Raw genomic sequence first — 22,559 nt, 5'->3', positions numbered from 1 at the left:
ACCGCGCCGGGCTCGTACAAAGTGGTCTCCGGCACCATCGGCGTGACCGCTGTGCTGAACAAACCCGAAAACCTGAACCTGACCCAGGACATCTCCCTGGACGGTTCGGCCACCATCGAGGTGAAGTACCTGTAAGTGAAGTATCTGTAACTGCGCGGACGCAGCGCCGCCGCACTGCTCCTGACCGTCTTCCCTGTGCCCTCGCTTGAGGGACGTTTGCCCGCCTTCGATGAAGGCGGGCTTTTTTGTTTCCGCCTTGAAATATTCCCCGGCGGGCTCTTTACATCGTCCGCCCCGGCCACATCGCGCCCGGCAGCGTCGGGGGGCCTGCGAGCCGGTATAATGCAGGGTTTCGAATTCCAACCGCATTCATTCGTTTCATCACGTCATGCAAGATAAATACAGCCCAGCCGAAGTCGAGCAATCCGCACAGCAGCACTGGAACGCCATCGACGCCTACAAGACCGTCGAAAACGCAAAGGACAAGCAAGGCCGCGACAAGAAGAAGTTCTACGCCTGCTCGATGCTGCCCTACCCTTCCGGCAAGCTGCACATGGGCCATGTGCGCAACTACACCATCAACGACGTGATGTACCGCTACCTGCGCATGAGCGGCTACAACGTGCTCATGCCCATGGGCTGGGACGCCTTCGGCATGCCCGCCGAAAACGCCGCCATGGCCAACGGCGTGCCGCCGGCGCAGTGGACCTATTCCAACATCGACTACATGAAGAAGCAGATGGCGTCGATGGGCCTGGCCATCGACTGGTCGCGCGAAATGACCGCCTGCCGTCCCGAGTACTACAAGTGGAACCAGTGGATGTTCCTGAAGATGCTCGAGAAAGGCATCATCTACAAGAAGACCGGCACCGTGAACTGGGACCCGATCGACCAGACCGTGCTGGCCAACGAGCAGGTGATCGACGGCCGCGGCTGGCGCTCGGGCGCGCTGATCGAAAAGCGCGAGATCCCGATGTACTACGCCAAGATCACCGACTACGCCGACGAACTGCTGGAACACGTCGAGACCAAGCTGCCCGGCTGGCCCGAGCGCGTGCGTCTGATGCAGGCCAACTGGATCGGCAAGTCGACCGGCGTGCGCTTCGCCTTCCCGCATGACATCAAGGGCGACGACGGCGCCCTGGTCAACGACGGCAAGCTGTACGTCTTCACCACCCGCGCCGACACCATCATGGGCGTGACCTTCTGCGCCGTGGCGCCGGAACACGCGCTGGCCACGCTGGCGGCCAAGGACAATCCCGCGCTGCAGGCCTTCATCGCCGAATGCAAGCAAGGCAGCGTGATCGAAGCCGACATGGCGACGATGGAAAAGAAGGGCATGCCCACCGGCCTCTACGTCACCCATCCGCTGACCGGCGACAAGGTCGAGGTGTGGGTCGGCAACTACGTGCTGATCACCTATGGCGACGGCGCCGTGATGGGCGTGCCGGCGCACGACGAGCGCGACTTCGCGTTCGCCAGGAAATACAGCCTGCCGATCAGGCAGGTCATCGCCGTGGAAGGCAAGACCTACTCCAGCGACGCCTGGGAAGAATGGTACGGCGACAAGGAAAGCGGCAAGACCATCGCATCCGGCAAGTACGACGGCCTGGCCTACCAGGCTGCGGTGGACGCCGTGGCAGCCGACCTGGAATCCAGGGGCGTGGGCCAGAAGAAGGTCACCTTCCGCCTGCGCGACTGGGGCATCTCGCGCCAGCGCTATTGGGGCACCCCGATCCCCATCATCCACTGCCCGGATTGCGGCGACGTGCCGGTGCCCGAGAAGGACCTGCCGGTGGTGCTGCCGGAAGACTGCGTGCCGGACGGCAGCGGCAACCCGCTGAACAAGCACGAGCAGTTCCTCAAGGTCGACTGCCCCAGCTGCGGCAAGCCGGCGCGCCGCGAAACCGACACCATGGACACCTTCGTGGACTCGTCCTGGTACTACATGCGCTATACCTCGCCGGGCAGCAATGACGCCATGGTCGACTCGCGCAACGATTACTGGATGCCGATGGACCAGTACATCGGCGGCATCGAGCACGCCGTGCTGCACCTGCTGTACGCGCGCTTCTGGACCAAGGTCATGCGCGACTTCGGCCTGATCAAGTTCGACGAGCCGTTCACCAACCTGCTCACCCAGGGCATGGTGTTGAACGAAACCTACTACCGCGAAGACGCGGCCGGCAAGAAGACCTGGATCAATCCGGAAGACGTCGAGCTGACGCACGACGAGCGCGGCCGCCCGGTCTCGGCGATCCTGAAGGCCGACGGCCAACCGGTGGAAATCGGCGGCACCGAGAAGATGTCCAAGTCCAAGAACAACGGCATCGACCCGCAGGCCCAGATCGACCAGTACGGCGCCGACACCGCGCGCCTGTTCACCATGTTCGCCTCGCCGCCGGAGCAGACCCTGGAATGGTCGGGCGCCGGCGTGGAAGGCGCCAACCGCTTCCTGCGTCGCGTGTGGGCCTTCGGCTTCAACAACGCCACGCGCATCGCCGCCGCCGGCAAGCTGGACGCCGCCGCGCTGGACGACAAGCAGAAGGAACTGCGCCGCGAGGTCTACAAGGTGCTGCAACAGGCCGACCACGACTTCAAGCGCATCCAGTACAACACCGTGGTGTCGGCCTGCATGAAGATGCTCAACACGCTGGAAGGCGCCAAGCTGGACGACAGCGCCGCGGCCAACGCGGTGATCGCCGAGGGCTTCTCGGTCTTCCTGCGCGTGCTCAACCCGGTGGCGCCGCACATCACCCACGTGCTGTGGCAGGAACTGGGCTATGCCAAGTCCTTTGGCGACATCCTGGACGCCGAATGGCCGCAGGTCGACGCCGGCGCGCTGGAGCAAAGCGAGATCAAGCTGATGGTGCAGGTCAACGGCAAGCTGCGCGGCGACGTCACGGTGCCCAAGGAAGCCGACAAGGCCGCCATCGAGGCTGCCGCGCTGGCCAACGAGGACGTGAAGAAATTCCTCACCGGCGAGCCGAAGAAGGTCATCGTGGTGCCCGGCAAGCTGGTCAACATCGTGGTCTGACGTTCAACCCCTACAACGGATATCCATGCACTCTTTCCGACAAAGCAAACGCGTGCTGCAATGGCTGGCGATGCTGGCCGCCTGCCTGACGCTGGCGGCTTGCGGCTTCCATCTGCGCGGCGCGGCCGACCTGCCGTTCAAGACCATCTACCTGGGCTTTGCGCCCAATTCGGCGGTCGGCGTCGAGCTCAAGCGCAACATCCAGGCCAGCGGCGCCAAGGTGGTGGACGACGTCAAGGAAGCCGAGGCCAACCTGAAGGTGCTGGCCGATACCCGCGACCGCCAGGTGCTGACCCTGAATACCAACGGCCGCGTGCGTGAATACGCGCTGTTCCAGCGCTTCACCTTCTCGGTGAGCGATGCCAAGGGCGTGGTGATGATCCCGCCCACGGCCATCACCCTGCGCCGCGTGATCACTTACGACGAAAACCAGGAACTGGCGAAACAGGCGGAAGAAGCGCTGCTGTACCGCGACATGCAATCCGACCTGGTGCAGCAGATCCTGCGCCGCCTGTCGGCCTCGAAGTCGGCCATCTCGACCGAGAAGGCCGCCGCCGACGGCGACTCCTGATCCAGGGCGCACGGACCCCATGCAACTGCGGCACGACGCCCTCGACGCGCACCTCGGCAAGAACCTGGCGCCGCTATATGTGATCGCCAGCGACGAGCACCTGCTGGCGCTGGAAGCGGCCGACAAGATCCGCCGCGCCGCGCGCGCCAACGGCTTTACCGAGCGCGAAGTACTGGTGGTCGAGCGCAGCTTCAAATGGGGCGAGCTGCTGGCGGCCAACCAGTCGCAATCGCTGTTCGGCGACAAGAAACTGATCGAACTGCGCATCCCCACCGGCAAGCCCGGCCGTGACGGCGGCGCAGCGCTGCAGGACTACGCCGCCAGCCTCAGCCCCGACAACCTGACCATCATCAGCCTGCCCAAGCTGGACTGGGCCACGCAGAAGGCGGCCTGGGTCGGCGCGCTGCAACAGGCGGCGGTCTACATCGACATCCCGCTGGTGGAGCGCAACCAGCTGCCCGGCTGGATCGCGCACCGCCTGACGGCGCAGCAGCAGAGCGCCGACCGCGCCTGCCTGGATTTCATCGCCGACCGCGTGGAAGGCAACCTGCTGGCGGCGCACCAGGAAATCCAGAAGCTGGGCCTGTTGTACCCGGCCGGCAAGCTGTCCTTCGAACAGGTGCAGGACGCGGTGCTGAACGTGGCCCGCTACGACGTCTTCAAGCTCAACGAAGCCATGCTCTCCGGCGACGTGGCGCGCCTGACGCGCATGATGGACGGCCTGAAAGGCGAAGGCGAAGCGCTGCCGCTGGTGCTGTGGGCGGTGACCGAAGAGATCCGCACGCTGCTCAAACTCAAGTCCGGCATGGCGCAGGGCAAACCGGTGGGCGCGCTGCTCAAGGAATACCGCATCTGGGGCCCGCGCGAGAAGCTGATGGAACCGGCCCTGCGCCGCATCAGCCTGACCGCGCTGGAAAGCGCCCTGCAGGAGGCCGCGCTGGTGGACCGCATGGTCAAGGGCCTGCGCGCCAAGGCCTTCGCCGGCGATCCCTGGGACGCGCTGACGCAGCTGGGCCTGAAGCTGGCGCGCGGCCGATGAACGGCGCCGGCGGCCGGCCGGCATAAAATCGGCAATCCGGTTCCCCGGCGCCTGTACCGGCGGGACACCAACGAATGCAAATGACATGGCTGGGCCGCGCGGCACGGCCGAGGGAAGAACCATGGAAAACATCGATCTCTACATGAACCGCATCGGCCGGCAGGCACGCGCAGCGTCGCGCGCCATGGCCCGCGCCGACACCGCCGCCAAGAACCAGGCCCTGCTGCTGATCGCCGCCGCCATCCGGCGCGACGCCGACGCGCTGCGCGCGGCCAACGCAAAGGACCTCGACGCCGCGCGCGCCAACGGCCTGGCCGAGGCCATGCTGGACCGCCTGACGCTGTCCGACAAGGCCATCGCCACCATGGCCGAAGGCCTGGAGCAGATCGCGTCCCTGCCCGACCCGATCGGCGAGATCAGCAACATGAAATACCGCCCCACCGGCATCCAGGTCGGCCAGATGCGCGTGCCGCTGGGCGTGATCGGCATCATCTACGAAGCCCGTCCGAACGTGACGGTGGACGCCGCGGGCCTGTGCATCAAGAGCGGCAACGCCACCATCCTGCGCGGCGGCTCGGAAGCGATCCATTGCAACCAGGCGCTGGCGAAGCTGGTCAAGGAAGGCTTGGCCGGCGCCGGCCTGCCGCAAGACGCCGTGCAGGTGGTCGAGACCACCGACCGCGCCGCGGTGGGCGTGCTGATCACCATGCAGGAGTATGTCGACGTCATCGTGCCGCGCGGCGGCAAGGGCCTGATCGAACGCCTGATCCGGGAAGCCAAGGTGCCGATGATCAAGCACCTGGACGGCATCTGCCATGTCTACATCGACGACAAGGCCGACACCCGCCGTGCACTGGACGTGGCCTTCAACGCCAAGTGCCACCGCTACGGCACCTGCAACACCATGGAAACCCTGCTGGTGGCGCGCGGCATCGCCGCCGCCATCCTGCCGCCGCTGTCCGAGCTGTACCGCGTCAAGGAAGTCGAGCTGCGCTGCGATCCTGAAGCCGCCGAGATCCTGGCCGGCTACCCGCAGCTGAAAGACGCCGTGCCGGAAGACTGGGACACCGAATACCTGGCGCCGATCCTGTCGGTGAAGGTGGTGGCCGACATGGACGAAGCCATCGAGCACATCAACACGCACTCCTCCCAGCACACCGACAGCATCATCACCGAGGACTACACCCGCGCCATGCGTTTCCTGCGCGAAGTGGATTCGGCCTCGGTCATGGTGAACGCCTCGACGCGCTTTGCCGACGGTTTCGAATACGGCCTGGGCGCCGAGATCGGCATCTCCAACGACAAGCTGCATGCGCGCGGCCCGGTCGGGCTGGAAGGCCTGACCTCGCTCAAGTACGTGGTGCTGGGCCAGGGCCAGGTGCGCCAGTAATGAGCCGAAGGCCCGGCGCCGGCAGGCCGAAGTAATCAGGCGGACACACGCGGCTGCCATCATGCGGCCCGGCGCGTCCAACCCAACATCGTCGTCAAGGAAACCCATGCTCTGGATCAAAGCCCTGCACATCGTCTTCATCGCCTCGTGGTTCGCCGGCCTGTTCTACCTGCCGCGCATCTACGTCAACCTGGCGCAGGAGACCGAAGTAGTGGCGCGCGAGCGCCTGCTTGGCATGGCGCAACGCCTCTATCGCTTCACTGGCATCATGGCGCTGCTGGCGTTGGGGTCAGGGATCTGGGTCCTGCATGCGATGTATACGTTTGCCATCTTCCGCGTCCCGGGCAACGGCTGGCTGCATGCCAAGCTGTTCCTGGTGGTGCTGGTGATCGGCTACCACCACGCCTGCGGCGCGCTGCTCAAGAAGTTCGAGCTGGGCAAGAACACCCGCAGCCATGTCTGGTTCCGCTGGTTCAACGAAGTGCCGGTGCTGCTGCTGCTGGCCATCGTGATCCTGGTCGTGGTCAAGCCGTTCTGAACGACGCCCTTCGCCGGGCGTGCAGTCTGTTTCTGGTCGTACATCATCCACTCTCATCAGCCATCCGGAGCCGGTCATGAGCAAAGTCTGTGAATACTTCTTCGCGCCGCACTCGCCGTTCGCCTACCTGGGCCACGAGCGCTTCGTCGCGCTCGCCGAAAAATACAATGTGCAGATCCTGCCCAAGCCCTTCGACCTGTCGAAGATCTTCGGCGTCTCCGGCGGCCTGCCGCTGGCCAAGCGCGCGCCGCAGCGCCAGGCCTATCGCCTCAAGGAACTGGCGCGCTGGAGCGAGTTCCTCGGCAAGCCGATGGTCCTGCAGCCGACCTACTTCCCGGTCAACAGCGACACCGCCGCGCGCATGATCATCGCCGCCCAGCTGGCGCACGGCACCGCGGCTTCGCTCCGGCTGGCCGGCGCCGTCATGCGCGGGGTGTGGGAAGAGCAGAAGAACATCGCCGACAACGACACCCTGGTGGCCATCGCCAACGCGCTCGACCATGACGGCGCGGCGCTGCTGAAGTCTTCGGAAACGGCCAGCGTGCAGGCCGAGTTCGACCGCTTCACCGACGAGGCCAACGCCGCCAGCGTGTTCGGCGCGCCGTGGTTCATCTATGAAGGCGAAGGCTACTGGGGCCAAGACCGGCTGGACTTCGTCGAGCGCGCGTTCGCCGGCAAGTAGCGGCGCAGGGCTTCAGCGGTAAAATGGCGCCGGACCGCATCAAGGCGGTCCGGCGTCTTTATTTTTGACAACAAGTTTCACAACGGACAAAAGGTACCCCCATGCAATCGTTCCAGACCACCTATTCCTATTTCTGCCCCTGCCCGCGCGGCCTGGAGGCGGCGCTGGCCGAAGAGCTCAACGAGATCGCCCAGCACGCCGGCCCCGCCGCGGCGCTGAAGGTGCACAACCAGGTGCCCGGCGGCGTGCACTGCTCGGGCACGCTGCTGGCGGCCTACCAGCTGAACCTGCATTCGCGCATCGCCAGCCGCGTGCTGCTGCGCATGGCGCATGGCGCCTACAAGAACGAAAACGACATCTACGACCTGACCCTGGCGCAACCGTGGGAAGACTGGTTCAAGGTCAACCACACCATCCGCGTCGACATGACGGCGGTGAAGTCGCCGCTGCGCAGCCTGGAATTCACCACGCTCAAGATCAAGGACGCCATCTGCGACCGCTTCCTCGACCTGGTGAAGCTGCGCCCCTCGGTCAACACCAAGACGCCCGACATGCGCATCGCCGGCTTCGTCGACGCCCACAACTACACGGTCTACCTCGATACCTCCGGCGAGGCGCTGTTCAAGCGCGGCTGGCGCGAAGAGACCGGCGACGCGCCGCTGCGCGAGAACCTGGCCGCGGGCCTGCTGCGCACCTCCGGCTGGAAGCCGGGCGTGCCGCTGTTCGATCCGATGTGCGGCTCCGGCACCATCCTGGCCGAAGCGGCGCAGATGATCGCCGGCGTGCCGCCGGGCGCGCGCCGCCGTTTCGCCTTCGAGAAGTTCAGCAACTTCAACGCCGAAGCCTGGCTGTCCATCAAGGGCGACTTCAAGCCCAATCCGCTGCCGACCGTGCCGACGCTGTTCGGCAGCGACATCTCGGGCGACATGGTCGAGCTCACGCGCCACAACCTGCAGCGCGCCGGCATCCAGTTCGAAGTGCCGCTGAAACAGATCGAGGCGCAGGAGATCAAGGCGCCGGTCGACGCCGACGGCAAGCCGCTGGTCGGCATCATGCTGTCCAACCCGCCCTATGGCGAGCGTATCGGCGTGCGCGGCGACCGCGCGCTGCCGACCGAGGAGCTGTTCGTGCAGTTCTTCAGCGCCTTCTCCACCACGTTGAAGCAGCGCTTCGCCGGCTGGAGCGTGTTCCTGTTCTCGGCCGACCTGGGCCTGCCCAAGCTGATGCGCCTGAAGGAGTCGCGCAAGACCCCGTTCTTCAACGGCGCGCTGGAGTGCCGCCTGTTCCGCTTCGACATGGTGGCCGGCTACAACCGCCGCGAAGAGGCCAAGCCGCAGGCCTCGCGCGACGCCGAGGACTGAGTCCGGGAATGCGCCCGGGGCGGGATTGTCAACGCCGCATGGACAATCCATCCCGCCCAGACCGATTTATCCGCTGCGCATCTTTCCCTAAAGTGTCGTCAAGGCAGCCGCTTTCGCAAAGGCGGCTGATTCATCCATACGACACTCATCCGGGGAAACCATGACTACCGTTACCACCAACACCAAAGCCGATTACGCCGCCCTGCTGCTGCGCGTGACCATGGGCATCTTCTTCCTGGTCCACGCCGGCCTGAAGATCTTCGTCTTCACGCCGGCCGGCACCGTCGGCTTCTTCGCCTCGCTGGGCGTGCCGGGCTTCCTGGCCTATCCGGTGATCCTGCTGGAAGTGGTGGGCGGCATCGCGCTGGTGCTGGGTTTCTACGGCCGCTGGCTGGCCATCCCGCTGGCGCTGGACCTCTTGGGCGCGATCGTGCTGGTGCACGGCCCGGCCGGCTTCTTCTTCACCAACCCCAAGGGCGGCTGGGAATACCTGGCGCTGTGGATCGTCGGCCTGGTGGCAGTCTTCCTGCTGGGCGACGGCGCCTATGCCATCAAGCGCGACGAGCGCAAGTAAGCCCGCGCCAGCATCTGAACCTGCACGCCGGGCCGCGCGCCCGGCATGCGCCTTTCAATGAATTCAACCTGATCTGATTGCACCGCCGCGATGTCCGCCTGCACCGGCGGGCGCGCGGCCAACGGAGAACCGCCATGACCGCTTCCGCCCTCGAGCACCACCTGCCCTCGCTGTTCGTCTCGCACGGCTCGCCCATGCTGGCCGTGGAACCCGGCCGCACCGGACCGCTGCTGGCGGGCATCGGAAGCACACTGCCCCGGCCTAAGGCCATCGTGGTGGTCTCCCCGCACTGGGAAACCATGACCGCGCGCGTGGGTAACCTGCTCAAGCAGCAGGTGATCCATGATTTCGGCGGTTTCCCGCAGGCGCTCTACCAGCTGGACTACCCGGCGCCGGGCGCGCCGGCGCTGGCCGAGCACGTCGCCCGCCTGCTGCGCGACGGTGGCGTGGAAGCCGGCGCCGACGGCAGCTGGGGCCTGGATCACGGCACCTGGGTGCCGATGCGTTATCTTTATCCACAGGCCGACGTGCCGGTGATCCAGCTCTCGCTGCAATCGCATATGCCGCCCGACTATCATTTCCGCGTCGGCCAGCTGCTGGCGCCGCTGGCCCGGGAAGGCATCCTGCTGGTCGGCTCCGGCAGCTTCACGCACAACCTGCGCGAGCTGCGCCGTAACGATCCGGATGCGCCGGACGCACCGCACACGGTGGAGTTCCTGCACTGGTTCCTGGAGCGCATGCGCGCCGGCGACCTGCAAGGCCTGTTCGGCTACCGCACCACCGCGCCGCACGCGGTGCGCACCCATCCCAGCGACGAGCATCTGCTGACGCTGTTCTTCGCCATGGGCGCGGCCGACGACTGGACGCAGTTCGTGCACCTGGACAGCGGTTCGACGTATCATAGCCTGCGCATGGACGCCTTCGCCTTCGGCTCGGCCTCCACGCTGCTGGCGCAACTACCGGCGGCCGCCTGAGCCATCCGTCCCCGCAAGCCGCGGAACGACGCTCGCGCGGCGCCGTTCCGAAGAACACGGCAATAGCGGGGACAGGGAATTTGAACAAACTGCGGGAAATCGAATGCTTCGTGGCGGTGGCCGAACTGGGCAGCTTCGTGAAGGCCGCCGACGCGCTCGGCATTTCCAAGGCGGCGGTGTCGCGCACCGTGCTTGAACTGGAAGCGCGGCTGGGTTCGCGGCTGATGCAGCGGACCACGCGCCGTCTCTCGCTGACCGAAGCCGGCACGCTCTACCTGGAGCGCTGCAAGCAGATCGTGGCGGCCCTGGAAGAGGCCGACGACCTGCTCTCGGCGGGCGCCGCCAACCCCACCGGCCTGCTGCGCATCAACGCCCCGCTCACCTTCGGCGTGCTGCACCTGGCGCCCTTGTGGCCGATGTTCCTCGAACGCCATCCCGGCGTGGCGCTGGACATCACGCTGTCGGACCGCATCGTCGACATCATCGACGAGGGCTACGACATGGCCATCCGCATCGCCCGCCTCTCTGACTCCACGCTGGTGCACCGCAAGCTGACCACCACCAACCTGCAGGTCTGCGCCTCGCCGGCCTACCTGGAAAAGCACGGCACGCCGATGCATCCGCACGAGCTGGCCCAGCACCAGGCGATCTGCTACAGCTACAACGCCAGCAAGGACGACTGGCAGTTCACCGGCCCCGAGGGCCCGGTCAACGTCAAGGTCAATTCGCGCATGCACGTCAACAACGGCGACAGCTGCGTGGAAGCGGCGCTGGGCGGCATCGGCGTGACCCGCCAGCCGACCTTCATGATCGACCGCCACCTGCGCAGCGGCCAGCTGGTGCCCATCCTGACCGACTACACCTCGCCCGAACTGGGCATCTACGCGGTCTACCCCAGCCGCGCCCACCTGCCGGCCAAGGTCCGGGCCATGCTGGACTTCCTCTCGGAAGCCTTCCAGCAGGTCCACTGGAACAGCTGATCCCGCCGGCCGCGCGCCGGCCGCTTTCTCCCGCGCCGCCGCCCGCTTCCCGTCCACCGGGATGAACGCGGCGCGCGCGCAATTTTCATCTTTGCGCGCCCGCTTTTTCCGGCGCCCCTGCATTACACTCCCGGCCTTCGACGAATTGGTATGACCATTGGACTGGTCGGCATTTTGTCACCAGGCAGCGACTTTTTTCCGGCGCGCATAGAAATCCGGCTCGCATTGAACCGGCTTGTCGGCGGCTACCCCCGGCCCGAATTTCACAGGGAAAAGGCCGGGCGCTCTTGATCCCGATCAAGAACAAATGCTCGCTTTCATGGCAGCCGCAGCGACAAACCCCGTCTTGACATCCCGTGGCTGATCGCTCAAAGTGACCACATTACAGACTACATGTCCATATTATGAACATTAGCTGTGCAAGACGAATCAATGAGGAGAACCCAATGAGCGCTGCCATGCCCGCCGCATCCGACAAGCTGATGCCCTACCAATACCCCAATCCCAAGGAAGCCCCGCTGGAGATCGTGGTCAATCCCGCGATTCCCGAGGACGAGCGCATCTGGGTGCCGCAGGCCGAGAACGTCTGGTTCCGTCCGCTGTGCCTGAACGTCTCGCAGGGCTACTGGACCAACCTGCTGCGCGTGCGCAAGTCGGGCGTGCTGTCGCGTCACCGCCATCCGGCGCCGGTGCACGGCATGGTCCTGAAGGGCAAGTGGCGCTACCTGGAGCACAACTGGATCGCCGAACAGGGCAGCTACGTGTTCGAGCCGCCGGGCGAAACCCACACCCTGTACGTGCCCGAAGACGTGGAAGAAATGATCACCTACTTCCACATCACCGGCGTGATGTTCTACTGCGACCCCTGGGGCAAGTTCGAGGGCTATGAGGACGTCTATACCAAGCTGGACATGTGCCGCAAGCACTACGAAGCGGTCGGCCTGGGCAGCGACTACGTCAACCAGTTCGTGAGATAAGCGATGGCCTACGCAAACGCGCACTACGATTTCAAGGGTTGCGTGGCCGTCGTCACCGGCGGCAACGGCGGCATCGGCGCGGCCATCAGCGAGCGCCTGGCCAAGGCCGGCGCGCAGGTGGTGTGCTGGGACCTGAAGGCCAATCCCGCCTCGCCCTATCGCCAGTACGAAGTCGACATCGCCGACCCGGCCTCCACCGACGCCGCGGCCAAACAGCTGCTGGCCGACCTGGGCCGCATCGACTTCCTGGTCAACAACGCCGGTTATGCCGGCTCCACCGTACCGCTGGACGAGTACGACGTGGCCGAGTGGCACCGCATCGTCAACGTCAACCTGCTGGGCGTGTTCCACGCCTGCCGCAGCGTGGTGCCCGCCATGCGCGCGGCCGGCTCGGGCCGCATCGTCAACATCGCCTCGCTGGCCGGCAAGGAAGGCACGCCCAACGCCTCGGCCTATAGCGCAGCCAAGGCCGGCGTGCTGGCGCTGACCAAGTCGCTGGGCAAGGAGCTGGCCAACGCCGGCGTGCTGGTCAACGCGCTGGCGCCGGCGGCGGTGAAGACGCAGCTGCTGGAACAGATGGCGCCGGCGCACGTGCAGAACATGATCAACAAGAGCCCGATGGGCCGCCTGGGCACGGTCGACGAAGTGGCGGAAATGGTGGCCTGGCTGTGCTCGGGCTCCTGCACCTTCAACACCGGCGCGGTGTTCGACCTCTCCGGCGGTCGCGCGACCTACTGAGCATTACCGCACCACCAGCAATATCGGCAACAGCAACACGCCCGGAGCCGCCAGTGCGGCTCCGGCACAGAATGATCCGGGCACGGGGCGATTGCGGCGACTACCACGGGGGTATGCGCCGCACCGGACGGAACGCGACGGCAAGTCGCATTCCACCACAGACGCACAGGCGGCAATCCACAACGCCGGTGACGACAGCATCGCTTCAAACACAAAGCTTTCCGCATCAAGCGTCGCGACAAAGACGGCGTCGGGCAGGAAGCGACCAAATGGCTTACTCATTCACTTTGGAGACGCACTTCATGGAAGTCCAGAAAGACCCGGGCGCCAAGCCCGAAAAGAGCCCACGGCTCAAACGCGTGCAGCTCGTCGCGCTGACGTTCCTCATGCTGGCAGGCATCGTCAACTACCTCGACCGCAGCACCTTGTCCATCGCCAACCATTCCGTCAGCCAGGAGCTGGGCCTGTCGGCCTCGCAGATGGGCCTGCTGCTGTCGGCCTTCTCGCTGGCCTATGCCTTCTCGCAATTGCCCATCGGCGCCATGCTCGACAAGTTCGGCGCGCGCGTGATGCTGGGCGCCGGCATGTTCATCTGGTCGGTGGCGCAGCTGGCGGGCGGTTTCGTCAACTCGCTGCAGCAGTTCCTGGTGGCCCGCGTGTTCCTGGGCCTGGGCGAGGCGCCGCAGTTCCCGGCCGGCGCCAAGGTGGTGTCGGAGTGGTTCGCCATGCGTGAGCGCGGCGGCCCGACCGGCATCTTCGTGGCCTCCTCCACCATCGGCCCGGCCCTGGCGCCGCCGATCCTGACCATCCTGATGCTGTCCTTCGGCTGGCGCATGATGTTTGTCATCATGGGCGTGCTGGGCATCGCGGTGTCGGTGGGCTGGTACATCTTCTACCGCAACCGCAACGAGGTCGAACTGACGCCGTCCGAAGTGCTGTACCTGGCCGACGACAACGACAACGATCCGAACGCCAACGCCAAGCTGACCTGGGCCGAGTGGAAGAGCCTGTTCAAGTTCCGCACCACCTGGGGCATGCTGTTCGGCTTCATGGGCGTGATCTACATGGTCTGGCTGTACCTGACCTGGCTGCCGGCCTACCTGGAGCACGAGCGTCACCTGTCGATCGCGCGCACCGGCTGGGTGGTGGTGATTCCCTACATCTTCGGCACGCTGGGCATGCTGTCCTCGGGCTATATCGCCGACGGCCTGATGAAGCGCGGCATGCCCGCCATCCGCAGCCGCAAGTGGCCGATCTGCGCGGGCCTGATCGGCGCCGGCGCCTTCACCATCCCGGCCGCCTACACCCCGAGCACCACCATGGCGATCGTCTACATCTCGCTGGCCATGGCCTTCGTGAACATGGCCTCGGGTGGCGCCTGGGCGCTGGTGTCGGTGGCCATTCCGCGTCGCCTGGTGGCGTCGCTGGGCAGCATGCAGAACTTCGGCGGCTACCTGGGCGGCTCGCTGGCCCCGGTGATCACCGGCGTGGTGGTGGACCAGACCCACTCCTTCGTCAACGCACTGCTGATCAGCGCCGCCGTGGCCTTCGCCGCAGCGCTGGTGTACATGTTCGTGGTCGACAAGCCGATCGATTCGCACGCCTGATGAAGGCCACGCTTGCCCCGGCAAGCGCAGGAGCCTGACCCGATGGCATCGCCGCCCGCACCGGCGATGCCATCCAGCCAGTCCCCCGCATCACAGACACAAAGGAAACGACATGAGCTTCACTCCCGATCTCTTCAAGGGCAAGACCGCGCTGGTGACCGGCGGCACGCAAGGCATCGGCGGCGCCATTGCGCGCCAGCTGGCCGCGATGGGCGCCAAGGTGATCGCCGCCGGCCTGCCGCCGTTCGCCACCGATGAATTCAAGGACACCGGCGTTTCGCTGATCGAGATGAACGTGGCCAGCGAAGAGAGCGTGCGCGCCGCCGTCGCCAATATCGACAGGCTCGACATCGTGGTCAACTGCGCCGGCATCATCAAGCGCGGCGCCGAGCTGGAAACCGAGGTCTTCGAGCAGGTCATCGCCGTCAACCTGACCGGCACCATGCGCGTGTGCGCCGCCACCCGCGAGCTGCTCAAGCAATCCAAGGGCTGCATCGTCAACACCGCCTCCATGCTCAGCTTCTTCGGCGGCGGCCTGGTGCCGGGCTACAGCGCCAGCAAGGGCGGCGTGGCCCAGCTGACCAAGTCGCTGGCGATTGCCTACGCCGCCGACGGCATCCGCGTCAACGCGGTCGCACCCGGCTGGATCGCCACCCCGCTCACGCAGGCGCTGCAGGACGACCCGGCGCGCTCCGGCCCGATCCTGGCGCGCACGCCGCTTAACCGCTGGGGCACGCCGGAAGACATCGGCAACGTGGTGGCCTTCCTGTGCACGCCGGCGGCGTCGTTCATGACCGGCACCATCGTGCCGGTCGACGGCGGTTACCTGATTTCCTGAGTACCGATTGCATGCCATTTGCCCGCGCTTGCACCTCCATGCCGGCGCGGGCTTTTTTACGATGGCGGGCAAACCCGCTCCGCTATAATCTGCCGCCGTACCCTGCAATACGCCACCCGAACCGACCCGCGCCTACCGCCCATGTCCGCACAAGATAAAGCCACGGAAGACCAGACCAAGATCGCCGGCACCGCCGCCTTCTCCAAGTTCGTCGCCGTGCTGCAGCTGATCGCCGACCAGGACGCGCCGCTGACCATCGCCCAGCTGTCGGCGCTGTCGGGCTATCCGCGCCCCACCGTCTACCGCATCCTGGCCGCGCTGATGGCCGAGGGCATGGTGGTGGAAAATCCGCGCACCAAACAGTTCGAAGTCGGCCCGCGCCTGATCAACCTGGCCAGCCGCGCCTGGGACCGCAGCGACATCCGCGCCACCGCCATCGACAGCCTGCGCGCGCTGCGCGACGCCACCCGCGAGACGGTGCACCTGGCCCTGCCCAGCGACGCCGGCATGGTCTATATCGAGAAACTGGAAAGCCCGCAGGCGGTGCGCATGACCTCGCGCATCGGCACCCGCGTGACGCTTTATTCGAGCTCGGTCGGCAAGGCTTACCTGGCGGCCCTGGAAGAAGAACGCCGCGAGCGCCTGATGGCCGCCATCAGAATGGAACGCTTTACCGAACACACCATCACCGACCTCGACGCCCTGCGCGCCGAGATCGCCGACACCCGCGCGCGCGGCTATGCCGAGGACCGCGAGGAAAACGAAGCGCAGATCTTCTGCTACGGTGCGTCCATCATGGGGCCCGACGGCGTGCCGGCCGCCTGCATCAGCATCAGCATCCCGCTGTTTCGCCGCCAGGAAGATGCCCACGGCACCTATATCCGCCCGCTGCTGGAAACCTGCGCCGAGATCTCGCGCAAGCTGGCCGGCCCCGGCTGAGCGCGCCGTCTTCACATCCCGCCGGGCGGCATCAATGAAGTGTTACCGGATGCTTCACCCGCCCACGGCGCCGCGCCGCGCTGCTTAAATCTTCGCTTTGCCCGCGGCATGTCGCCGCCAGCCTGATCCCGACCAAGCGAAGATGAAACTCTCCCTCCCCGCACTGCCCTCATTTCCCCCGCTGTCCGCGCTGCACAAAGCCCTCTGCGTCGCCGGCTTCGGCATGGCCCTCGCCGTTTGCCTGCCGGCCGCCGCCACGCCGCTGGTGGACCTGATCGCCACCGACATCCTGCCGATGAGCGAGCAGCTGGAAAAAGATCTCCAGCTCACGCCCAACCAGCAGATCCTGTGGCGCCAGACCGAACAGAAGACGCGCGCCATCCTGGCGCAGCGCCAGCAGCGGCGCGCCCGCCTGCAGGAGCAGACCGAGCAGCTGCTGCGCACGCCCGGCGGTGAATTCCGCGATCTGGCGCACGGCTATGACGAGGATGGCGCGGCTGCCGAACAGGAGGCGCGCCAGCTGCGCGAGGCCTGGTTCTCCATGGCCGACGCGCTGGACGACCACCAGCGCAAGCTGGCGCAGGACTACATCGCCGACCGCATGCAACGCGCGGCCGACGGCCCGGGTGCGGGCGGCGGCGCCGGCGGCCATGGCAGCCGGCGCGGCAGCGCGCCCTCGGGCAGCATGGGCGGCGGCATGGGTGGCATGAGTGGAATGGGCGGGATGGGGTCGGGGCGCAGCAGCTCGGGCAGCTTCGGCACCGACACCGGCTTCTGATCCCGCCCCGGACAACGCGAGAGGCGCTCAGGCCTCCGGCGGCAGTTCGACCTTGTAGAGTTCCTTGCCGTCGACGTTGTGCAACGTCACGGTCAGCGCCCTGGTCTTTGCATCGATCTTGCCGATGCCGAAGAACTGGAACAGGTCGGCCGGCGAACGGTTCTGCTTCATGTCGGCCGGGATGCTGACGTAGCGCACATCCGGACCGAAGGTGCGGTCGATCTCGCCCGGCCCGAAGGTGCCGGCGTTGAGCGGCCCGCCGACGAATTCCCAGAACGGCTTGAAGTCGGTGAACTGCGCCCGCTCCGGCGTGTAGTAGGTCGCCGAGGCGTAGTGCACGTCGGCGGTGACCCACACCACGTTCTTGATGTCATGCCGCTTGATGAAACGCAGCAGCTCGGCCACCTCCAGCTCACGGCCCGAGGGCTTGCCGTTGTCGGCGTTGGCCCAGGCCTCGAAAGTGCCCTTGGGCACGTCAGGATTCAGATCCGGCACCACGATGGAGATCGGCATGTCGCTGGCGATCACTTTCCACGTCGAGCGCGAGCGCAGCAGCGCCTGCTTGATCCAGCGCATCTGCTGCGGCCCGAGGAAATCGGCGTCGCGCCCGCCCTGCTGGCGGTTGGGCGAATTGGCGCCGCGGTAGCTGCGCTCGTCCAGCATGAACACTTCCAGCAGCGGCCCGTGGTTGAAGGCGCGATAGATGCGGAACGGATCGGCACTGTCGATGCGAAACGGGTTGTGCTCGAACATCGCCTGGCGCGCGCGCACCGCCAGCACATCCAGGCGGCGCTCGTCGTAGCGCGTCTCTTCCTTGCCGATCACCTGGCCCGGATACCAGTTGTTGCGCACCTCATGGTCATCCCACTGCACCAGGAAAGGCACTTCCGCGCAGAAGCGCCGCTTGTTGGCGTCCAGCATGTTGTAGGCGAAGTTGCCGCGATAGTCGTCCAGCGTCTGCGCCACCTTCGACTTGGCCTCGGTGACGAGGTTGCGCCACAGGCTGCCGTCGTCCAGTTTCACCTCGGCCTGGATCGGCCCGTCGGCATAGATCTGGTCGCCCGAATGGATGAAGAAGTCGGGGCGGAAACGCCGCATGCTCTCGTAGATGCGGTAGCCGCCCCAGCCCTCGTTGATGCCCCAGCCCTGCCCGGCCTCGTCGCCGGAGAAGGCGAAGGTGATGTCCCTGGGCGCCTTGTCAGCGGCGCCGGCCGGCACCACCAGGCTGCCGGCGAGCGGCTCGCTCAGCGCCGACTCGTGCACCAGGTCCTGGAAGCGCACGCGGTAGAACACGCGCTGCCCGGCCGGCAGGGCGCGCAGGTCGACGCGCGCGGTGTAGTCGTTGCGGGCCAGGGCCAGCGGCCCCTGGATGCGGGTGGCGCCGGCAAAATTCTCGTTGACCGAATACTCCAGCAGCATGCGCGCGTTGCGGTCGGTGCGGCTCCACACGATGGCAGAGTCGCGCGTGACGTCGCCGCTCATCACGCCGCCGGGCAGCTGCGGACGCAGGCGTTCCGAGGTAACGGCAGCGGCGGACTGCGCCTGCGCGGCCGACACGCCGGCAAGCATGGCGCCCGCACCTGCGGTGGTGACGGCGCTGTCGCGCAGGAAACGGCGGCGGCCGCGGTCGGCTGGATCCTTGTGGTCTGGCATGGCAACTCCTGTTAGCGGTGGCTGAGGAGTTGCAATTTAGCAATCGCTTGTGACCGTTCCATGAAACCGCCGGCCGTGCGGCGATTTTCATTTGTTTTTGTGATTTTTTCGAAGCGGCCAGCGATGCACCAAAATGCCGCCGTCGTATGAATGACGGCACCCGTTTCGCACGAACTTCGTGCGAAGACACGTTTTCCGGCAAGAAACTGAAAATAAAAGTCTTTTCAAATCAATCCACTAGATCGAATTCACCAAAATGGAACGAAATTTGCTTTAGAAGCGACTTTCGATTCCTCAGTTGCACAATTTTTGGGAGATTTTCAGGTGGAAGATCACAAAAACGGCGCAGATGCGCTGTTCATCCTGCTGGGCGCCATCATGATTTTGGCCATGCACGCCGGCTTCGCATTCCTTGAGCTGGGCACCGTGCGCAAGAAAAACCAGGTCAACGCCCTAGTCAAGATCCTGGCCGATTTCGCGGTCTCGACCATCGTCTATTTCTTCATCGGCTATTACGTGGCCTACGGCGTGTCCTTCTTCGCCGGCGCCGAGACGCTGGCGCAGCGCAGCGGCTTCGAGCTGGTGAAGTTCTTCTTCCTGCTCACCTTCGCCGCGGCGATCCCCGCCATCATCTCCGGCGGCATCGCCGAACGCTCCAAGTTCAACCCGCAGCTGGTGGCCACCGCCGTGCTGGTGGGCCTGGTCTATCCCTTCTTCGAAGGCATCGCGTGGAACCAGCACTTCGGCATACAGGCCTGGCTGGCCGCCACCTTCGGCGCCGAATTCCACGACTTCGCCGGCTCCATCGTGGTCCACGCCGTGGGCGGCTGGATCGCGCTGCCCGCGGTGCTGCTGCTGGGCGCGCGCCGCGGCCGCTACAGCAAGGAAGGCGCGGTCGCCGCGCACCCGCCCTCGAACATCCCCTTCCTGGCGCTGGGCGCCTGGATCCTGACGGTGGGCTGGTTCGGCTTCAACGTGATGAGCGCGCAGACGCTGGACAAGATGAACGGCCTGGTCGCCATGAACTCGCTCATGGCCATGGCCGGCGGCACGCTGGTGGCTCTGCTGATGGGCAAGAACGACCCCGGCTTCGCCTACAACGGCCCGCTGGCGGGCTTGGTGGCGGTATGCGCGGGCTCGGACCTGATGCACCCGCTGGGCGCGCTGGCCACCGGCGGCATCGCCGGCGCCATCTTCGTGTGGATGTTCACCCGCACGCAGAACAAGTGGAAGATCGACGACGTGCTCGGCGTATGGCCGCTGCACGGCCTGTGCGGCCTGTGGGGCGGCCTGGCGGCCGGCATCTTCGGCCTGCAGGCGCTGGGCGGACGCGGCGGCGTGTCCTTCATGTCGCAACTGATCGGCAGCGCCATGGGCATCACCATCGCCCTGGCCGGCGGCTGGATCGTCTATGGCGCGTTGAAGAAAACCGTCGGCATCCGCCTGGATCCCGAGCAGGAATTCGAAGGCGCCGATCTCGCGGTTCACAAGATCTCTTCGACGGCGGAGCGTGAGACTAGCTGGTAGTGATAGTGATAGTGATAAATAAAAATAAAGTCTGTATTTCCGGAATAAAGTCTGTCGAGCACAGTAAAGTCTGTCGGACTCCTTGATACTGTACTGAAAGCACAATCGCAAAAAGAATCAGCTCCAATGAAAAGGCCACCTGTACGGTGGCCTTTTTAATGTCAAAGCGCGATTGTAACTAATGTCTGCAATCGGCCAGGAGCGGACGTCTCTCCCTTTCTGCTGCGCCTGACTGGTACTAATTAAATAGCGCCTCGCTCTCCCCGCGGACGTGTCGCACGTCCTGGATGTATTGTCAGCAATTCGTCAGCATGTATATAGCGAATCCCCTTAGAATCTGCCAAAAATAAATACGGGGGATGTATGAAGGCGCTTTTTGCACTTCTCTTGTTTGCCAGCGTAATGGGCGAAGCCCAAGCCGCCCCTTTTCCAAGTCATGACATCCCTGCGTTCCTTGTTGAACGACTCAATTTGCGCTCGTTCCGAAGCTCGCTCCGGCCGAGAATGACAAGTGATGATCCATTCATATCTTTCGCTGATCTTTCCATGACGCCTACGCGGGTGACAAGCGATGTGGCGGAATTTGACGGCGATGATTGGTTTTATAGCTTGACCATTCTTCGGCGTAACACGGGCATGCGCTCTCAAAGTATTGATGTTTGTTTTGTTGATCGGTCGAAAGGCGGAAGCTACTACACGATTAGGCCTTTACGACTTTCCTACGTGGATGGTCAGGCGACGGCTAGAGATACTAAGCAATCGAATGATTGCAAGACTTATTCAAGATAGTCTGCAGCTACAGAATTAATGGGATTGGATATGCTTAAAGTCATAAAGACGCTTTCGTTCTTGTTCCTCTTTTCGGCGTGTGCAGCGGGTTATGCGCAAGAAAAAACACATCCCATTGATATCTGGCTTCAACGTGCCATCGACAAGGATCCATCTACAGTCGGCATAAGGGAAGCCACGAATCAAGCGAGGCAGATGTGGGACAAAGAATTGAATAGGTCATATCAGCATTTGATAAGCCGCTTACCAGCTAATCAGAAGGAAATCCTACGCACCTCCCAACGAACATGGCTCAAATTCAGAGATGCCGATGGTGAGGTCATTTCCCAAATTATTGCCGCTCAGCAGGGGACGATGTTTCAAATGACCGCGACCTCATATTGGATGGAGCTGACTAGAGCACGTGCTTTGCAATTGGACGATTACGACAAGTTATTTGAAGGTGAATAGATTGAAAAATTCGTTTTGGCTGATAGTCACTATCAGCCAAAAAGAAAGAGGTGAAATCCAACTGACGAACCTGAAAGCAATGAAGGCAATGCAAATGACAAGAAGCTTCATAGCAATTCTCACCGCACTTCTTTGCGGTTGCGCATCTACCGTGAAGAACTATGGTCCGGACGAACATTTTTCTGACTCAGAAGCACTTTCAGGCGCAGGCTCCACGGCTGACCAATGTGCGCGGACGAGCGACGCCGTATGGGTTACAGGAGCAACATTTCAGGAATGTATTCGTTATTTCCCCTCCAAGGACTTGCGGACAGGGCCAGTACGTAGCGCCATTGTCTTTATGGCAGGAGATGTGCTTTCCGCAAAGGGAATCAGTCCCACCTATCAGGCAGGCACGCCGCGCAAACGCATTGAGAGGGCAGACCAGGAACAAAGACGCGGTGGTACTCCTTACTTGATACTGGGACGCCCAGGTACGGACGGCAGCAGTGGTAACCAGAATTTGAGGCGCACCCAGTATGAGACGCTTGTTGTGAATGCTGCCTTAGACAAAATCAAAGAGAAGTATGGAATCGAAGAATATGGCCTGATTGGCCAATCAGGGGGCGGCGGCTTAGTGGCAGCCTTGATCGCCGAACGCAAGGATGTTCTATGCGCGGTGTCCTCATCAGGGGTAACCGCTGTCAAATATCGCATTACCGCCGCAGGTCGGTCCAGTGACTACACAGGTAAGTCGACGGCGGACATATGGGATCCGATCGAACAGCTCGGGCGCGTTCATCCCAAGGCAGACTTCCGCATGTTCGTTACGAGCGACAAAGACGATAGTGATGTCAGCTTTAGCTCGCAGGAACACTATGTCCAAGCTGCGCAGCAAATTGGCTTGCCGATCACACAGTTGATCGTGCGCGCAACGGGGCCTGTACATCATCAAACATACAGCATTGGTAACCGGGTTGTTGAGGACTGCATGCTAGGACTGTCCACTAACTACATTTCCAGCACTTACAGTGGCATGGCTAACGACAATCCGAATATGGACGATCTTGCGCGCAAAGCACGAGCCCAGCGTATGCCGAGGTGATATTCAAAAGCCGTTCCCCGCATAACGGCAACT

Annotated in this window: 22 protein-coding genes; 20 read left to right on the top strand and 2 right to left on the bottom strand. The window is 64.1% G+C overall.

The window, feature by feature from the left end; all coding sequences use genetic code 11:
• The first annotated feature begins 388 nt into the window (after positions 1 to 388).
• The 13 genes from leuS to CEJ42_RS20400 all read left to right on the top strand — a co-directional run bounded on the left by leuS (position 389) and on the right by CEJ42_RS20400 (position 12,861).
• Positions 389 to 3,037: a leucine--tRNA ligase gene (gene leuS, locus CEJ42_RS20455; RefSeq protein ID WP_079216834.1), complete on the top strand. Its 2,649-nt coding sequence runs from the start codon at positions 389 to 391 to the stop codon at positions 3,035 to 3,037.
• Positions 3,038 to 3,062: 25 nt separating this feature from the next.
• Complete coding sequence (locus tag CEJ42_RS20450; RefSeq protein WP_088752342.1) at positions 3,063 to 3,608, top strand: LPS-assembly lipoprotein LptE; 546 nt, start codon at positions 3,063 to 3,065, stop codon at positions 3,606 to 3,608.
• Positions 3,609 to 3,627: 19 nt separating this feature from the next.
• Complete coding sequence (holA, locus tag CEJ42_RS20445; protein ID WP_088752341.1) at positions 3,628 to 4,647, top strand: DNA polymerase III subunit delta; 1,020 nt, start codon at positions 3,628 to 3,630, stop codon at positions 4,645 to 4,647.
• Positions 4,648 to 4,768: 121 nt separating this feature from the next.
• Positions 4,769 to 6,037, top strand: coding sequence for a glutamate-5-semialdehyde dehydrogenase (locus CEJ42_RS20440; protein WP_079216837.1), 1,269 nt, complete (start codon positions 4,769 to 4,771; stop codon positions 6,035 to 6,037).
• Between the two features lie 106 nt (positions 6,038 to 6,143).
• A complete protein-coding gene (locus CEJ42_RS20435) occupies positions 6,144 to 6,575 on the top strand; it encodes a CopD family protein (protein ID WP_088752340.1) in 432 nt (143 codons plus the stop codon).
• Between the two features lie 76 nt (positions 6,576 to 6,651).
• A complete protein-coding gene (locus tag CEJ42_RS20430; RefSeq protein ID WP_088752339.1) occupies positions 6,652 to 7,257 on the top strand; it encodes a 2-hydroxychromene-2-carboxylate isomerase in 606 nt (201 codons plus the stop codon).
• A gap of 101 nt (positions 7,258 to 7,358) precedes the next feature.
• Positions 7,359 to 8,618, top strand: a complete 1,260-nt coding sequence (locus CEJ42_RS20425) for a THUMP domain-containing class I SAM-dependent RNA methyltransferase (protein WP_079216840.1) — start codon at positions 7,359 to 7,361, stop codon at positions 8,616 to 8,618.
• Between the two features lie 160 nt (positions 8,619 to 8,778).
• Positions 8,779 to 9,192, top strand: coding sequence for a DoxX family protein (locus tag CEJ42_RS20420; protein ID WP_079216841.1), 414 nt, complete (start codon positions 8,779 to 8,781; stop codon positions 9,190 to 9,192).
• A gap of 134 nt (positions 9,193 to 9,326) precedes the next feature.
• Positions 9,327 to 10,166: a dioxygenase family protein gene (locus tag CEJ42_RS20415; RefSeq protein ID WP_088752338.1), complete on the top strand. Its 840-nt coding sequence runs from the start codon at positions 9,327 to 9,329 to the stop codon at positions 10,164 to 10,166.
• Positions 10,167 to 10,246: 80 nt separating this feature from the next.
• On the top strand, positions 10,247 to 11,146 hold the full coding sequence (locus CEJ42_RS20410) for a LysR family transcriptional regulator (RefSeq protein ID WP_088752337.1): 900 nt from the start codon (positions 10,247 to 10,249) through the stop codon (positions 11,144 to 11,146).
• 150 nt (positions 11,147 to 11,296) lie between these two features.
• Positions 11,297 to 11,437 carry a hypothetical protein gene (locus CEJ42_RS25085; protein WP_165774476.1) on the top strand — a complete coding sequence of 47 codons (141 nt, stop codon included), beginning with the start codon at positions 11,297 to 11,299 and terminating at the stop codon, positions 11,435 to 11,437.
• Positions 11,438 to 11,592: 155 nt separating this feature from the next.
• A complete protein-coding gene (locus tag CEJ42_RS20405; RefSeq protein ID WP_088752336.1) occupies positions 11,593 to 12,123 on the top strand; it encodes a 2,4'-dihydroxyacetophenone dioxygenase family protein in 531 nt (176 codons plus the stop codon).
• A gap of 3 nt (positions 12,124 to 12,126) precedes the next feature.
• Positions 12,127 to 12,861, top strand: a complete 735-nt coding sequence (locus tag CEJ42_RS20400; RefSeq protein ID WP_079216845.1) for an SDR family NAD(P)-dependent oxidoreductase — start codon at positions 12,127 to 12,129, stop codon at positions 12,859 to 12,861.
• 3 nt (positions 12,862 to 12,864) lie between these two features.
• Here the strand turns inward: CEJ42_RS20400 and CEJ42_RS24795 are convergent, their stop codons facing one another.
• On the bottom strand, positions 12,865 to 13,143 hold the full coding sequence (locus tag CEJ42_RS24795; RefSeq protein ID WP_129587794.1) for a hypothetical protein: 279 nt from the start codon (positions 13,141 to 13,143) through the stop codon (positions 12,865 to 12,867).
• A 20-nt stretch (positions 13,144 to 13,163) separates the two neighbouring features.
• Between CEJ42_RS24795 and CEJ42_RS20395 the strand changes: the two genes are divergently transcribed.
• The 4 genes from CEJ42_RS20395 (at position 13,164) to CEJ42_RS20380 (ending at position 17,023) form a co-directional block, all read left to right on the top strand.
• On the top strand, positions 13,164 to 14,468 hold the full coding sequence (locus CEJ42_RS20395) for an MFS transporter (RefSeq protein ID WP_079216846.1): 1,305 nt from the start codon (positions 13,164 to 13,166) through the stop codon (positions 14,466 to 14,468).
• 112 nt (positions 14,469 to 14,580) lie between these two features.
• Positions 14,581 to 15,306: an SDR family NAD(P)-dependent oxidoreductase gene (locus CEJ42_RS20390; RefSeq protein WP_088752335.1), complete on the top strand. Its 726-nt coding sequence runs from the start codon at positions 14,581 to 14,583 to the stop codon at positions 15,304 to 15,306.
• 141 nt (positions 15,307 to 15,447) lie between these two features.
• On the top strand, positions 15,448 to 16,245 hold the full coding sequence (locus CEJ42_RS20385) for an IclR family transcriptional regulator (protein ID WP_079216848.1): 798 nt from the start codon (positions 15,448 to 15,450) through the stop codon (positions 16,243 to 16,245).
• A gap of 223 nt (positions 16,246 to 16,468) precedes the next feature.
• On the top strand, positions 16,469 to 17,023 hold the full coding sequence (locus tag CEJ42_RS20380) for a hypothetical protein (RefSeq protein WP_088752334.1): 555 nt from the start codon (positions 16,469 to 16,471) through the stop codon (positions 17,021 to 17,023).
• 27 nt (positions 17,024 to 17,050) lie between these two features.
• Here the strand turns inward: CEJ42_RS20380 and CEJ42_RS20375 are convergent, their stop codons facing one another.
• Entirely contained in the window at positions 17,051 to 18,676 is a 1,626-nt protein-coding gene (locus CEJ42_RS20375; RefSeq protein ID WP_088752333.1) for an alkaline phosphatase D family protein, read from the bottom strand.
• 324 nt (positions 18,677 to 19,000) lie between these two features.
• Between CEJ42_RS20375 and CEJ42_RS20370 the strand changes: the two genes are divergently transcribed.
• From CEJ42_RS20370 to CEJ42_RS20360, 3 genes are all read left to right on the top strand, one after another.
• Positions 19,001 to 20,203, top strand: coding sequence for an ammonium transporter (locus tag CEJ42_RS20370; protein WP_088752332.1), 1,203 nt, complete (start codon positions 19,001 to 19,003; stop codon positions 20,201 to 20,203).
• Between the two features lie 819 nt (positions 20,204 to 21,022).
• Positions 21,023 to 21,442, top strand: a complete 420-nt coding sequence (locus CEJ42_RS20365; protein ID WP_165774475.1) for a lysozyme inhibitor LprI family protein — start codon at positions 21,023 to 21,025, stop codon at positions 21,440 to 21,442.
• Position 21,443: 1 nt separating this feature from the next.
• Positions 21,444 to 22,526: an alpha/beta fold hydrolase gene (locus CEJ42_RS20360; RefSeq protein ID WP_243397911.1), complete on the top strand. Its 1,083-nt coding sequence runs from the start codon at positions 21,444 to 21,446 to the stop codon at positions 22,524 to 22,526.
• The last annotated feature ends 33 nt before the right edge of the window (positions 22,527 to 22,559 follow it).

The sequence above is a fragment of the Herbaspirillum robiniae genome, assembly GCF_002213415.1.
GTDB lineage: Bacteria > Pseudomonadota > Gammaproteobacteria > Burkholderiales > Burkholderiaceae_D > Herbaspirillum > Herbaspirillum robiniae.
The sequence above is the reverse complement of the archived record's forward strand: the minus strand, read 5'-3'. Positions and strand labels throughout refer to the sequence as shown.

What these genes read in the sequence shown, in the direction of transcription:
- CEJ42_RS20365 (WP_165774475.1), top strand. Translation starts at nt 21,023, where the DNA reads ATGCTTAAAGTCATAAAGACGCTTTCGTTCTTGTTCCTCTTTTCGGCG.
- CEJ42_RS20425 (WP_079216840.1), top strand. Translation starts at nt 7,359, where the DNA reads ATGCAATCGTTCCAGACCACCTATTCCTATTTCTGCCCCTGCCCGCGC.
- CEJ42_RS20435 (WP_088752340.1), top strand. Translation starts at nt 6,144, where the DNA reads ATGCTCTGGATCAAAGCCCTGCACATCGTCTTCATCGCCTCGTGGTTC.
- CEJ42_RS25085 (WP_165774476.1), top strand. Translation starts at nt 11,297, where the DNA reads ATGACCATTGGACTGGTCGGCATTTTGTCACCAGGCAGCGACTTTTTT.
- CEJ42_RS20390 (WP_088752335.1), top strand. Translation starts at nt 14,581, where the DNA reads ATGAGCTTCACTCCCGATCTCTTCAAGGGCAAGACCGCGCTGGTGACC.
- CEJ42_RS20415 (WP_088752338.1), top strand. Translation starts at nt 9,327, where the DNA reads ATGACCGCTTCCGCCCTCGAGCACCACCTGCCCTCGCTGTTCGTCTCG.
- CEJ42_RS24795 (WP_129587794.1), bottom strand. Translation starts at nt 13,143, where the DNA reads ATGAGTAAGCCATTTGGTCGCTTCCTGCCCGACGCCGTCTTTGTCGCG.
- CEJ42_RS20405 (WP_088752336.1), top strand. Translation starts at nt 11,593, where the DNA reads ATGAGCGCTGCCATGCCCGCCGCATCCGACAAGCTGATGCCCTACCAA.
- leuS (WP_079216834.1), top strand. Translation starts at nt 389, where the DNA reads ATGCAAGATAAATACAGCCCAGCCGAAGTCGAGCAATCCGCACAGCAG.
- CEJ42_RS20385 (WP_079216848.1), top strand. Translation starts at nt 15,448, where the DNA reads ATGTCCGCACAAGATAAAGCCACGGAAGACCAGACCAAGATCGCCGGC.
- CEJ42_RS20375 (WP_088752333.1), bottom strand. Translation starts at nt 18,676, where the DNA reads ATGCCAGACCACAAGGATCCAGCCGACCGCGGCCGCCGCCGTTTCCTG.
- CEJ42_RS20430 (WP_088752339.1), top strand. Translation starts at nt 6,652, where the DNA reads ATGAGCAAAGTCTGTGAATACTTCTTCGCGCCGCACTCGCCGTTCGCC.
- CEJ42_RS20440 (WP_079216837.1), top strand. Translation starts at nt 4,769, where the DNA reads ATGGAAAACATCGATCTCTACATGAACCGCATCGGCCGGCAGGCACGC.
- holA (WP_088752341.1), top strand. Translation starts at nt 3,628, where the DNA reads ATGCAACTGCGGCACGACGCCCTCGACGCGCACCTCGGCAAGAACCTG.
- CEJ42_RS20420 (WP_079216841.1), top strand. Translation starts at nt 8,779, where the DNA reads ATGACTACCGTTACCACCAACACCAAAGCCGATTACGCCGCCCTGCTG.
- CEJ42_RS20380 (WP_088752334.1), top strand. Translation starts at nt 16,469, where the DNA reads ATGGCCCTCGCCGTTTGCCTGCCGGCCGCCGCCACGCCGCTGGTGGAC.
- CEJ42_RS20395 (WP_079216846.1), top strand. Translation starts at nt 13,164, where the DNA reads ATGGAAGTCCAGAAAGACCCGGGCGCCAAGCCCGAAAAGAGCCCACGG.
- CEJ42_RS20450 (WP_088752342.1), top strand. Translation starts at nt 3,063, where the DNA reads ATGCACTCTTTCCGACAAAGCAAACGCGTGCTGCAATGGCTGGCGATG.
- CEJ42_RS20400 (WP_079216845.1), top strand. Translation starts at nt 12,127, where the DNA reads ATGGCCTACGCAAACGCGCACTACGATTTCAAGGGTTGCGTGGCCGTC.